Origin of the sequence: Streptomyces sp. NPDC002573 (genome assembly GCF_042889625.1) — a bacterium.
Classification (GTDB): Bacteria; Actinomycetota; Actinomycetes; order Streptomycetales; family Streptomycetaceae; genus Streptomyces; species Streptomyces gibsoniae.
Genome location: NZ_JBIARC010000005.1, coordinates 126,095 through 138,666, shown reverse-complemented (window position 1 = coordinate 138,666; position 12,572 = coordinate 126,095). Strand labels below are relative to the sequence as shown.

Annotated in this window: 10 protein-coding genes and 1 pseudogene; 6 read left to right on the top strand and 5 right to left on the bottom strand. The window is 71.6% G+C overall.

Annotated features, from left to right (window positions below):
- Positions 1 to 11: 11 nt before the first annotated feature.
- Complete coding sequence (locus tag ACFYX0_RS07115; RefSeq protein ID WP_355906110.1) at positions 12 to 353, bottom strand: hypothetical protein; 342 nt, start codon at positions 351 to 353, stop codon at positions 12 to 14.
- Positions 354 to 478: 125 nt separating this feature from the next.
- On the opposite strand from ACFYX0_RS07115, the gene ACFYX0_RS07110 reads away from it, so the two are divergent.
- Positions 479 to 1,297, top strand: coding sequence for a rhomboid family intramembrane serine protease (locus ACFYX0_RS07110; protein WP_355906113.1), 819 nt, complete (start codon positions 479 to 481; stop codon positions 1,295 to 1,297).
- A 19-nt stretch (positions 1,298 to 1,316) separates the two neighbouring features.
- Here ACFYX0_RS07110 and hemE read toward each other — a convergent pair whose 3' ends face one another.
- Positions 1,317 to 2,384, bottom strand: a complete 1,068-nt coding sequence (gene hemE / locus ACFYX0_RS07105) for a uroporphyrinogen decarboxylase (protein ID WP_388967287.1) — start codon at positions 2,382 to 2,384, stop codon at positions 1,317 to 1,319.
- Between the two features lie 233 nt (positions 2,385 to 2,617).
- Between hemE and ACFYX0_RS07100 the strand changes: the two genes are divergently transcribed.
- From ACFYX0_RS07100 to ACFYX0_RS07080, 5 genes are all read left to right on the top strand, one after another.
- Positions 2,618 to 3,286, top strand: coding sequence for a DUF3000 domain-containing protein (locus ACFYX0_RS07100; RefSeq protein ID WP_388967284.1), 669 nt, complete (start codon positions 2,618 to 2,620; stop codon positions 3,284 to 3,286).
- 311 nt (positions 3,287 to 3,597) lie between these two features.
- A complete protein-coding gene (locus ACFYX0_RS07095; RefSeq protein ID WP_003993737.1) occupies positions 3,598 to 4,260 on the top strand; it encodes a response regulator transcription factor in 663 nt (220 codons plus the stop codon).
- 235 nt (positions 4,261 to 4,495) lie between these two features.
- Positions 4,496 to 5,770, top strand: coding sequence for a ribonuclease D (locus tag ACFYX0_RS07090; protein ID WP_388967282.1), 1,275 nt, complete (start codon positions 4,496 to 4,498; stop codon positions 5,768 to 5,770).
- A gap of 406 nt (positions 5,771 to 6,176) precedes the next feature.
- Entirely contained in the window at positions 6,177 to 7,394 is a 1,218-nt protein-coding gene (locus tag ACFYX0_RS07085; RefSeq protein ID WP_355906125.1) for an acetyl-CoA C-acyltransferase, read from the top strand.
- The gene (locus ACFYX0_RS07080) at positions 7,391 to 9,520 is read left to right on the top strand and encodes a 3-hydroxyacyl-CoA dehydrogenase NAD-binding domain-containing protein (RefSeq protein WP_355906128.1); all 2,130 of its coding nucleotides are present in this window, start codon (positions 7,391 to 7,393) and stop codon (positions 9,518 to 9,520) included. Before ACFYX0_RS07085 ends, ACFYX0_RS07080 begins: the two co-directional genes overlap by 4 nt.
- Before the next feature lie 97 nt (positions 9,521 to 9,617).
- Here ACFYX0_RS07080 and ACFYX0_RS07075 read toward each other — a convergent pair whose 3' ends face one another.
- From ACFYX0_RS07075 to ACFYX0_RS07065, 3 genes and pseudogenes are all read right to left on the bottom strand, one after another.
- Positions 9,618 to 9,827: a hypothetical protein gene (locus ACFYX0_RS07075; protein WP_388967280.1), complete on the bottom strand. Its 210-nt coding sequence runs from the start codon at positions 9,825 to 9,827 to the stop codon at positions 9,618 to 9,620.
- Between the two features lie 181 nt (positions 9,828 to 10,008).
- Positions 10,009 to 10,878 carry a hypothetical protein gene (locus ACFYX0_RS07070; RefSeq protein ID WP_388967277.1) on the bottom strand — a complete coding sequence of 290 codons (870 nt, stop codon included), beginning with the start codon at positions 10,876 to 10,878 and terminating at the stop codon, positions 10,009 to 10,011.
- 445 nt (positions 10,879 to 11,323) lie between these two features.
- Positions 11,324 to 12,208 (bottom strand): annotated as a pseudogene (locus tag ACFYX0_RS07065) (stealth conserved region 3 domain-containing protein); the annotation flags it as partial.
- Positions 12,209 to 12,572: the final 364 nt, after the last annotated feature.

Genomic DNA, 12,572 nt, shown 5'->3' with positions numbered 1-12,572 from the left:
TTCCCGTCCGGTCAGGCCGTCTCGTGCTGGCCGACCCCGTTGATCCGCTCGATCGCCTGCCGGGCCTGCTCGGCCGGCGGGCGCGGCGGCAGCGAGGACACGGACGCGCTGGAGGTCACGGCGGCCGGCTGGGGCTGCACGGCGGGCTTGGCGTGCGCGGCGCCGGCCCGGGTGGAGCGCAGCCGGTGGCTGACGGCCTCGTCGAGGGTCACGGGACGCTGCATCTGGGACGCCAGCCGCCCGGCCTCCTGGCCCAGCCGGGCCACGTCCTCCCAGGGCAGATGGATCACGAGCGCCAGCTCGGCCTCGCCGTCGGGCAGGGCGTGTATCGGAGGAGTAACTCGGTCGTTCATCGCCTGTTCCTCACGTCGTCCCCGCGACACGCCTTCCCCGCACCGCGGGCGGTTGAGGAAACATACGCACAGGCGGAGCACCGCGTTCACCGGTTCGCCGGTCGCATCCCGGGCACTAATTTCTTGTGGTCATTCCCGTTCATGACGTCAACCCGGTGCGACGCACGCCCTATGTGACATACGCGCTCATCGCCGCCAACTTCGTCGTCTTCCTGTTCACCCCCGGCATAGCGAGTTCGGTGGCGGGCCAGAGCGACCTGTCCCAGCTGTGTCATCTCCAGGCGTTCCTGGACCACTACGCGGCGGTGCCACGGGAGTTGATCCACGATCAACTGCCACGACTTGTGCCCACGGGCGCGGCGGGCGTCGGCCCGCACGGCCCGGGCTGTGTGGTGGCCCCGCCGGGCTATCACAAGTCGCCGCCGGCGTCCGTCTTCACGGCGATGTTCCTGCACGGCAGCTGGCTTCATCTGCTGGGCAACATGCTGTTCCTGCTGATCTTCGGGAACAACATCGAGGACCGCCTGGGCCACTTCCGCTTCGCGCTCTTCTACGTGGCGTGCGGCTACGCGGCCGGATACGGCTTCGCCCTGCTCAACGACACCTCGGGCGACCCGCTGATCGGCGCGTCCGGTGCGATCGCGGGCGTGCTCGGCGCGTATCTGGTGCTGTATCCGCGGGTCAGGGTATGGATCCTGGTCCCGTTCCTGCTCTTCCTGCCGCTGCGGCTGCCCGCGTGGATCGTGCTGGGGTTCTGGTTCGTGCTCCAGGCGTTCTACTCGTCCGGCCAGGGCGTCTCCAGCGCCGGCACCGTGGCGTACGCAGCCCATGTGGTGGGCTTCGTCGTCGGCATGATCCTGGCCTGGCCGCTGCGCGCGGGCACCCCGGCGCCGCCCGAGCCGCGCGGCCTGCGCTGGGGCAGGCAGGCGCGGCCCGGGTGGTGAACGGGCGGGCGGGGGACGGTCAGCGGGCCGTCCGCGTGTGGACGTACTCCACGAGCCGGGTGAGGGCGTCGGGGTCGGTGGACGGCATCACGCCGTGGCCGAGGTTGAAGACATGGCCCTCGAGGCCCGCGGCGGCGCCCAGCACCTCCCGGGTCTTCGCCTCGACGGCCGCCGTCGGGGCGAAGAGGATCGCCGGGTCGAGGTTGCCCTGGAGGGCCTTGCCGGGGCCGACGCGGCGGGCCGCCTCGTCGAGCGGGACGCGCCAGTCGACACCGACGACGTCCGCGCCGGCCTCGCCCATGAGGCCGAGCAGCTCACCGGTGCCGACACCGAAGTGGATTCGGGGCACGCCGTACCTCTCGACGGCGCGGAAGACCTTGGCCGAGGCGGGCAGCACCGAGCGGCGGTAGTCCACGGGAGCCAGGGCGCCGGCCCAGGAGTCGAAGAGCTGGACGGCCGAGGCGCCCGCCTCGATCTGGACCTTCAGGAAGGCGGCCGTGATCTCCGCGAGCCGGTCCAGCAGGTCGGCCCACAGCTGCGGGTCGCCGTGCATGAGCGCCTTGGTGTGCTCGTACGTCCGGGAGGGGCCGCCCTCGATGAGGTAGCTCGCGAGGGTGAAGGGGGCGCCCGCGAAGCCGATCAGCGGGGTCGCGCCCAGTTCGGCGGTGAGCATCCCGATGGCCTCCGTGACGTACGAGACGTCCTCGGGGGTCAGATCGCGCAGCTGCGCCAGGTCTTCTCGGGTGCGGATCGGGTGCGCGACGACGGGGCCGACGCCCGGCTTGATGTCGAGGTCGACACCGATCGCCTTGAGGGGGACGACGATGTCACTGAAGTAGATCGCCGCGTCCACGCCGTGCCGGCGGACCGGCTGGAGCGTGATCTCGGTGACCAGCTCGGGCCGCATGCAGGACTCCAGCATGGGGACGCCCTCGCGCACCTTGCGGTACTCGGGCAGCGAGCGCCCCGCCTGCCGCATGAACCACACCGGCGTGTGCGGCACGGGCTCGCGCCTGCACGCCTTCAGGAAGGCGGAGTCGTACGTCGCTGTCGGCTGGCCCGTCGCGGGGCGGTCATTGGCACTCACGCGAAAAGTCTCGCACGCCGCACCGACATCCCTGTCCCGGGTCGGCCGCACCCCGCGGAGGGGGCTCGCCAGTGCTGCGCCCGGAGCGCGGGGCTGTCGGACCTCACGCCCGGCGCGCGGTGGTGCCCCGGCGCCGACGGCCGCAACCACACCGCGCCGTTCCCCGCCAAACCGCCGCCGGCTTCGGGTGTCTCTCCCTGCGAACGCGCTTTCTTCCCCTTACCCTTCCCCGCATGGCTGCGGCTCAGGAACGACTGACGGACGGCACTGACGGAATGGACGACGCGAAGGAGGAGGACCCCGATGGGAGGGATACGGCCCCGGCGCCCTTCCGTGCCGCCGTCGACGCGCTGACGGCCGCGCGCCTTCGGGCCGAGATCGAGGCCGAGCCCACGCGCCCGCCGCAGCGGCTGGCGCCGTTCTCCTATGCCCTGGAGGCGGCGGTCGTCCAGGAGGACGAGGATCTGGCCGACGGACGTCTCGTCCTGCTCCACGACCCCGCCGGACACGAGGCATGGCAGGGCACCTTTCGTCTGGTCACCCTGGTGCGCGCGGAACTCGAACCGGAGATGGCCGCGGATCCCCTGCTGCCCGAGGTGTGCTGGTCCTGGCTGACCGGCGCCCTGCAGTCCCGCGGGCTGTCCTACGGCGAACCGAGCGGCACCGTCACGCGCGCGAGTTCGCACTACTTCGGGGGGCTCGCCGCCCGGCCAGCCGCCTCGCAGATCGAGATCCGCGCCTCCTGGACACCGCGTGAGGGTCTCGGCGGCATTCCGGACACCGCCGCCCATCTGGCCTCCTGGTGCGAGCTGCTGGCACAGGTGGCGGGTCTGCCCCCGGCGGCCCCGGGGGACGGCTCGGTGGTGACGCTGCCGCAGCGGCGGGGGCCGCAGCCCCGTTGACGCCCTCGGCGGCGAGTGCAGTGAAGGTCACACGCGCGTAGGCCTCGATCTTGTCAACCCCGACTTGACCGTTCTTGCCGTCTCTTTGTCGATACGACCACTTTCGGCCCCTTATCCACAAAAGACCGAACCCATTCGATCTTCCCTTGATCGCTCGCGCATCCGAATTGCCCGGATTGTTACTCACCAAATCGTGATCATTCTCTAAAGGAGCACGGGTTTGGTGCCGAAGACGACTGTGACCTTGAAAGCACGGTTCGTCCCGGCTTCATCCCCAGAGCCGGCCCCGTCCCGCACCCCCAGGAGGCCTGGTGTCCGTTCTCCTCGAGCAGCCCGCAAGCCTGGTCGCCTACCGCCCGAACAAGCCGACCGCCATGGTGGTCGTCGCCGACCCCCGGGTCCGTTCCACCGTCACCCGCCACCTCTGGGCGCTCGGAGTGCGCGACGTCATCGAGGCGTCGTCGATCGCGGAGGCCCGCCCCCGTATCGGCAACCCGCGTGACATCTGCGTCGCCGACGTCCACCTCCCCGACGGCTCCGGCCTCACCCTCCTGTCGGAGACCCGAGCCGCGGGCTGGCCCAACGGTCTCGCCCTGTCCGCCGCCGACGACATCGGCGCGGTCCGCAACGCCCTCGCGGGCGGTGTGAAGGGCTACGTCGTCACCGGTACGCGCACGAACGTCGGGCTCCCCACCCGGCCCGGCGCCGCCCCCATCGGCGCCGCGGCCGCGCGCCTGCACCGCCGCCCCCCGGGTGCCCCGAGCCACCCGGGCGGCTACCGCGAGCTGTCCGGCCGCGAGGTCGAGGTGCTGCGCCTCGTCGCCGAGGGCCAGTCGAACAAGGCGATCGGCGTCTCCATGGGCCTGTCCGCACTGACCGTCAAGAGCCATCTCGCCCGCATCGCCCGCAAGCTGGGCACCGGCGACCGCGCCGGAATGGTGGCGGTGGCCCTGCGCACCGGCATCATCCACTGACCGCCCCCGACCCCCCGTCCCCGCACCCCACACCCCCGGCCGTGCCGACACCGAGTCGCCGCCGACACGAGTCCGGGTCACCGACCACCCCCTGGACGCACGCGCCCCGCGCCGCCCGCGAGCACGGGAAGCGCACGCCGCCATGTCTCACACGTGACTGGTTTACGCCCCTCCGGCGCCCGACGACGGAACGTTCCGTCGTCGGGCGCCGTCCACGCACAGATACCCTTGACAGGTGACCGACGCCCAAGAGACCGCAGCAGACAGCCCACTGCGAACCACCGGAGGCGCCCCTCCGGACGATGTCGAAGCAGCGCCGATCCCCTTGCTGGAGCCGCGCGACGGCATTCCGCCCGTGATCGCCGACGAGGCCTCGCTCGCCCAGGTGATCGCCGCGTTCGCCGCCGGCAGCGGCCCCGTCGCCGTCGACGCCGAACGCGCGTCCGGCTACCGGTACGGCCAGCGCGCCTATCTGGTCCAGCTGCGCCGCGAGGGCGCGGGCACGGCACTGATCGACCCGGCGGCCTGCCCCGATCTGTCGGGCCTGGGCGAGGCACTCAGCGGTGTGGAGTGGGTGCTGCACGCCGCCACCCAGGACCTGCCCTGTCTGCGCGAGATAGGCATGGTGCCCACGCGCCTGTTCGACACCGAGCTGGCGGGTCGCCTCGCCGGGTATCCGCGGGTGGGCCTCGGCGCCATGGTGGAGAGCGTCCTGGGCTTCGTCCTGGAGAAGGGGCACTCGGCCGTCGACTGGTCGACCCGGCCGCTGCCCGAGCCGTGGCTGCGCTACGCCGCCCTCGACGTGGAGCTGCTCGTCGACCTGCGGGACGCCCTGGAGAAGGAGCTGGACCGGCAGGGCAAGCTGGACTGGGCCCAGCAGGAGTTCCAGGCGATCGCCTCCGCGCCGCCCGCCGAGCCGCGCAAGGACCCCTGGCGCCGTACGTCCGGGATGCACAAGGTGCGCCGCCGCCGGCAGATGGCGGCCGTCCGCGAGCTGTGGCAGACCCGGGACCGGATCGCCCGGCGCCGCGACGTCTCGCCGGGCAAGGTGATCGGGGACGCCTCGATCGTCGAGGCCGCACTGGCCCTGCCGCCGAACGTGCACGCCCTGGCCGCGCTGAACGGTTTCGGTCACCGCATGGGCCGGCGTCAGCTGGAGCAGTGGCAGGCCGCGATCGACCGGGCGAGGGCTCTGCCCGAGGCCGAGCTCCCGCAGCCCGGGCAGCCGGTGGCCGGTCCCCCGCCGCCGCGGGCCTGGGCCGACCGCGACCCGGCGGCCGCGGCCCGGCTCTCCGCCGCGCGCGCCGCGGTCTCGACGCTCGCCGAGCAGCTCTCCATGCCGCAGGAGAACCTGATCTCCCCGGACGTCGTACGGCGCCTGTGCTGGGAGCCCCCGAAGCCGGTCGACGCCGCGTCGGTCACGACCGTGCTCACCGGACACGGCGCCCGGCCCTGGCAGGTAGAGCAGGTCACCCCGGCACTGGTGACCGCGCTGTCCGTGAACAGCTGAGGCGGCCGGGGCGAGACGCCCCGGCACGAAGGACGGGGGCGCGGCCGCGCGCCGCCCTGCCACCGTACGAACGCGGCCGCGCGCCGCCCCGCCGCTGCACGAACACGGCCGCGACCTCGCACGCGACCGCCGGACCGGCATGACCGCGCCCCCCTGTGCCCCCCTGTGCCCCCCGGAAGCCGAGTGATCGCGTCGACCTCACGCCAACCGGCCGCCCCTCCACAGCATCCCCCTGCTCTCCACCCTCCTGCCCCTCTCCTCCCTTTCCGCCCCTGCGCCGACGGTGTGACCTTCACCGCTTGGCCCGGCGGGGCTGGGCAGCTTGGTTACCCACAAGTAGCATGGTGCTGAGCGCGCGCTCAGCGTGTCGCAGCAGTGCCATCCCGCACCCTGGAGGAGAGCCATCGTGCCTCGTACCGTCAGGGACGTCGTCTTCGTCGACGGCGTCCGCACCCCGTTCGGCAAGGCGGGCCCGAAGGGCATCTACCACGAGACCCGCGCCGACGACCTCGTCGTGAAGGCGATCCGGGAGCTGCTGCGCCGCAACCCGGGTCTCGACCCGAAGAAGATCGACGAGGTCGCCATCGCCGCGACCACCCAGATCGGCGACCAGGGCCTGACCCTCGGCCGCACCGCGGGCATCCTCGCGGGCCTGCCGACCTCGGTGCCCGGCTACTCCATCGACCGTATGTGCGCGGGCGCACTGACGGCCGTGACGACCACGGCGGGCTCCATCGCGTTCGGCGCCTACGACGCCGTCATCGCCGGTGGTGTCGAGCACATGGGCCGCCACCCGATGGGCGAGGGCGTCGACCCGAACCCGCGGTTCGTGAGCGAGAAGCTGGTCGACGAGTCCGCCCTGTTCATGGGCATGACGGCGGAGAACCTGCACGACCGCTACCCGCACATCACCAAGCTGCGTGCCGACGAGTACGCGGTGCGCTCGCAGGAGAAGGCCGCCAAGGCGTACGCCAACGGCAAGATCCAGCAGGACCTGGTGCCGATCTCGGTCCGCCGCACCAGCCCCGAGGCCGGCGAGACGGGCTGGGGCCTGGTCACGGCCGACGAGCCGATGCGCCCGGGCACCACGCTGGAGAACCTGGCGAACCTCAAGACGCCGTTTCGCGTCCACGGCCGGGTCACCGCGGGCAACGCGGCCGGTCTGAACGACGGCGCCACCGCCTCGATCATCGCCTCCGAGGACTTCGCGCGCGAGAACGGCCTGCCCGTCAAGATGCGTCTGGTCTCCTACGCCTTCGCGGGCGTCGAGCCGGAGGTCATGGGTTACGGCCCGATCCCGGCGACGGAGAAGGCTCTCGCCAAGGCGGGTCTGTCCATCTCCGACATCGGCCTGTTCGAGATCAACGAGGCCTTCGCGGTGCAGGTCCTGGCCTTCCTGGACCACTACGGCATCGCGGACGACGACGAGCGCGTCAACCAGTACGGCGGCGCCATCGCCTTCGGTCACCCGCTCGCCTCCTCCGGCGTCCGTCTGATGACGCAGCTGGCCCGCCAGTTCGAGGAGCAGCCGCAGGTCCGTTACGGCCTCACCACCATGTGCGTCGGCTTCGGCATGGGCGCGACGGTCATCTGGGAGAACCCGCACTTCGAGGGGGACAAGTGAGCACCACCGCTGAGCTGCTGAAGGGTGCGGCCGAGCTGTTCCCCGGCGAGGTCGTCACGCAGGCGCACGTACGCCACTTCGACCTGCCGCTGAACGCCGGGCGCTTCGCCCTGATCACCCTCGACAACGGCCTGGACCACACCAAGCCGACCACCTTCGGCCCGCAGTCGCTCGCGAACCTCAACACCGCGATCGACCAGGTCGAGAAGGAGGCCGCGGACGGCGACATCGTCGGTGTCGGCATCACCGGCAAGCCGTTCATCTTCGCGGTCGGCGCCGACCTCAAGGGCGTCGAGCTGCTGAAGCGGCACGAGGACGCGCTGGCCATCGGCAAGGGCGGCCACGAGGTCTTCAAGCGCCTGTCGAAGCTGGCCGTCCCGACGTTCGCGTACTACAACGGCGCGGCGATGGGCGGCGGCGTCGAGGTCGGCCTGCACTGCACCTACCGCACGGTGTCCGCGGCCCTCCCGGCGTTCTCCCTGCCCGAGGTGTTCCTCGGTCTCGTTCCGGGCTGGGGCGGCTGCGCCCTGCTGCCGAACCTGATCGGCGCCGACAAGGCCGTCTCGGTCATCATCGAGAACTCGCTCAACCAGAACAAGCAGCTCAAGGGCAAGCAGGTCTACGAACTGGGCATCGCCGACGCCCTGTTCGAGGGCGCCGACTTCCTGGAGCAGTCGCTGATCTGGACGGCGTCCGTCCTCAAGGGCGAGATCGAGATCGAGCGCCCGGTGATCGACCGCGGCGAGGCCTGGGACCAGGCCGTCGCCCGGGGCCGCTTCATCGCGGACAGCAAGGTGCACGGCGCGGCTCCGGCCGCCTACCGCGCGCTCGACATCATCGCCGCGGCCAAGAACGGCGACCTGCAGCAGGGCTACGACGCCGAGGACAAGGCGCTCGCGGACCTGATCATGGGCGGCGAACTGCGCTCCGGCATCTACGCGTTCAACCTCGTCCAGAAGCGCGGCAAGCGTCCGGCGGGCGCCCCCGACAAGAGCCTGGCGCGTCCGGTCACCAAGGTGGGCGTGGTCGGCGCGGGTCTGATGGCCTCGCAGCTCGCCCTGCTCTTCCTGCGTCGCCTCGAGGTCCCGGTCGTCCTCACGGACATCGACCAGCAGCGCATCGACAAGGGTGTGGGCTACGTCCACGCCGAGATCGACAAGCTGCTCGCCAAGGGCCGCGTCAACCAGGACAAGGCCAACCGCCTCAAGGCGCTGGTCTCCGGTGTCCTGGACAAGGCCGAGGGCTTCGCGGACGCGGACTTCGTCATCGAGGCCGTGTTCGAGGAGATGTCGGTCAAGCAGCAGGTGTTCGCCGAGGTCGAGGCGGTCGCGCCCGCGCACGCGATCCTCGCGACCAACACCTCCTCCCTCTCCGTCTCGGAGATGGCGTCGAAGCTCCAGCACCCCGAGCGGGTCGTCGGCTTCCACTTCTTCAACCCGGTCGCGGTGCTGCCGCTGCTGGAGATCGTCCGCGGCGAGAAGACCGACGAGGCCTCGCTCGCCACGGCGTTCGCCGTCGCCAAGAAGCTGAAGAAGACCGCGGTTCTGGTCAAGGACGCCCCGGCGTTCGTCGTGAACCGCATCCTCACCCGCTTCATGGGCGAGATCCAGAACGTCATCGACGAGGGCACCCCGGTCGAGGTCGCGGAGAAGGCGGTCGAGCCGCTGGGCCTCCCGATGTCCCCGCTGGTGCTGCTGGAGCTGGTCGGCCCGGCGATCGGTCTGCATGTCTCGGAGACCCTCAACAAGGCGTTCCCGGACCGCTTCACGGTCTCCTCGAACCTCAAGGCGGTCGTCGAGGCAGGCAAGCGCGGCTTCTACGTCTACGACAGCGGCAAGCCGGAGCTGGACCCGGAGGTCGCCGCGCTGCTGAAGCAGGGCGACTCGGTGCTGACCGAGGAGCAGGTCCGCGTCCGGGTGCTGGACGCGGTTACGCAGGAGATCGGTCTGATGCTCGACGAGGGCGTCGTGGCCGAGGCCCAGGACATCGACCTGTGCCTGATCACGGGCGCCGGCTGGCCCTTCCACCTGGGCGGCATCACGCCGTACCTGGACCGCGAGGGTGTCTCCGAGCGCGTGAACGGCAAGAGGTTCCTGGCGCAGGGCCTGGCGTCGGTCCCGGCGTAACCGCCGTAGCCGATCCCGGCGGCAACTGCCGTACATGACAAGGGCCTCCGCATCGCGCGGAGGCCCTTCGTCGTACGCGGCTGGACCGGCGACCGGGTCAGCCGGTGATCTGCCAGGGGCCGAACTCCGGTGAGCCAGGGGCGGTCTGGCGGGCGACGGCCAGCCGGCCGTCCGCGCCGAGGACCGCGATGGTGGCGCGGCCCAGCGCGTCAAAGGCGGCCGCGGGCGCGTGCGCGATCGTGCCGCCCAGCGCGGTCGTGGGCAGCTCCCGCCAGGACTCGTCGCCCGGCAGGAAGCGGTAGGCCAACCGCCCAGGTCGCCTCGGGTGGCGACGAGGGTGCCCGCCTCGGGCGACGGTCCCGCCGCGAGGGCGATCGCGCCGAAGCCGCCGCGGCCCCCGATCGAGGCCGCCGGCCGGGCCCACCGGCCTCCGGGAGCGTCCTCCCGCGCCATCAGCAGACGGCCCGATCCTGGCTGCCGGTAGACCGTCATGACCTGGCCGCCGGGCTGGACGACGGCCGCGGCGGGACCGGCCGGCTCGGTGAGCCGGAAGCGGGGTGCCCGGCTGGGCGGCGTGTCGAGGTTGCTCTGCGACCAGTGGAAGACGCCCTCGCGACTGGCGGCGAACACCTCCACATGGCCGTTCGGCGCGGTGAGCGCGGTGAGTCCCTCCTGAATTCATGGCCGCGCAGGTCGGTCCACTCGCCCCAGGAGCCGTCGGTCTCCTGGACACGGCTGTGCAGCCCCTGGCCGGCGTTGCGCACGAAGAGGTGCAGCCGGCCTCTGCCGTCCCTGGTCACCGCGGGTGCGCCGAGGTGGCGGTCGCGCTGCGGGTCGCCCGCGGAGGGGTTGCCCAGGGTGATCCAGCCGGGGAACACCCCGTCCGGCTCGGACTGTTCGAGCAGCACGATCTCGCGGGCGTTGGCGCCGTCCGGGGCGAGACGGGACAGTCGCAGGGCGAAGATCTGCCAGCGGCCGTCCGGGGTGAGGCTCACCGCGAGGTTCGGTGCGAGCGGGCCGCCGCCGAGGAAGAAGGGGCCGCGCCACTGGTCGGCGCCGGGCTGGGCCTCCAGCCACACCGCGGCCTGCTGGTTGACCACGGCGAAGGCCGCCAGTCGGCCCCGCCGGTCAGCGAGCAGCCAGTTCGTCCCGGACGGATGGCGTGGTGCGGTGCTCTGCACCCAGCCCGTGCGCCGGGCGTTCAGACCGACCGCGTAGTCGCCGCTGCCGGCGGGGTCCCCGCCGTCGTACCCATCCGCGGCGCCGTAGACGTTGAGGAAGTACTCCTTCAGGGAGACGGCCTGCGGGCTGAGGTTGTGCGGCCAGCGTTCGTTGTAGTAGCCGCGGTACGCCTCCACCGTGAAGGCGCGGTTCTCGGCCGGGCCCTGGTAGCGGTCCAGGGCGAGCCAGGAGAACAGGGCGGCGGCGGTGTGGTCGCAGGACCGCCAGGTCGCCGTGGTCGTGCCGCTGCGGGAAGTTCTCGTCGTGCACCAGCCGGTCGGGGTCCGGGTCCATGGTGCGCACCAGCGTCGGCCGGACGATCCCCATGATCTGGACCAGCGTGTCCACCAGACCGGCCCGGGTGTACGGGTGCGTCTCGGCCACGAGGCCGCCGCTGACCGCGAGCGTCGGGACCTCGTCGGTCTCCTCGTGCCACAGCGCGTGCAGGCTGCGCGGCGGACCCTCCGGCGTGCCGTGCTGGCGGATGTTGAGGAAGATCAGCGTCACTCAGGGCGCGTCGGCGAGGGAGTACTGTTCACGTGGTTGCTCCTCCTGACGGCGCGAACGGCGGGGACGGCATGGTCACAGCGGCCATCCCGGCAGATAGCCCGCGTGGGCGCGCTGGTTGCGCGTCGATCCGGTCTCGAACTGGCTCGGCACCGGGAAGTAGCTCGGCAGGAACGCAGCGAGGATCGCGTCCTGCTCGTCCTCGGGGACATCACCGTCGTGGTAGTCGTTGAGGCAGAACATGTCGTGGGGGCGCACGGTGAGGATCCGGTTCAGCCGGGCGGCGTGCTCGCTCAGACCGACGTTGACGAATCCGCACGAGATGCTGCCGGGCACACTGCGCAGGGTGTGGAAGCCGAAGTAGTGGTGCAGCGACGAGGCGACGGACAGGTCGTGGTGGCTGCGCAGCCGGCTGGCCGCGGTGGCCGCCACCGCCTGCTGGTAGCGGTGCTCGATGTCCGCGAGCACACCGCGCCGCAAGGGGTGCGGCGCGTGCAGGAAGGAGTGCACCAGCGTCTGCCCGAAGTCCCGTTCGACCAGGGCCCGGTTGTTCTTCGCGGCGCTGATGTTGAACTCGTCCTCGGCCGACCCGGGTGCCATCGGCACGGCCGTGGGCGACATGAAGTGCTTGGCCTGGCCGTTGCCGAGGAAGAACATGTCGGGCCGCACGGTCCGGCCGAGGAACACATCGTCGTTGAAGTAGAGGAAGTGCTCGGCCAGCCCCTCGATGTGGTGCAGCTGACTCTCGATGGCATGCGAGTTGTAGGTGGGCAGCACACCCCGGTCGCGGAAGATCTCGACGTGGTCCACGACCCGCACCCGCGGATGGCCGAGGTCCAGCCAGTGCGGCACCTGCTGGTCGGTGACGAGGTAGATGTTGCGGATCCACGGGGCGTACATGTCGATGGACCGCAGGGAGTAGCGCAGTTCGTCGCGGTCCCGGAAGCGGGCGGCGCTCGCACGGGGCATAGGCGGTGAGCCTGCCGTCCTTGCCGCGCACCAGCCACGAACCGGCGGCGGTGCCGGTCACGACAGATGACGGCGCGCCCGCCGCCACCGCGGGGGTACGGCGTCGCTGCGCGGTGCGCACGGACCGGCCCCGCATGACCATGACGGACTCCTTGCAGAACACGCCCGGCCACAGCACTGGGCCCGGGAACCCGAAATTCACTCCCCCCGGCTCGGACCGAGGGCCCGGCACCGCCTCCCGGGCGGCGCCAAGACGGCGTCAGGGGACATGACGAACCATCACCGCAGGTCGTGTGATTCGGATCACCGTCGTACAACGCCCGGGGCGGGTGACCGGTCTGTCCGATCACCCGAG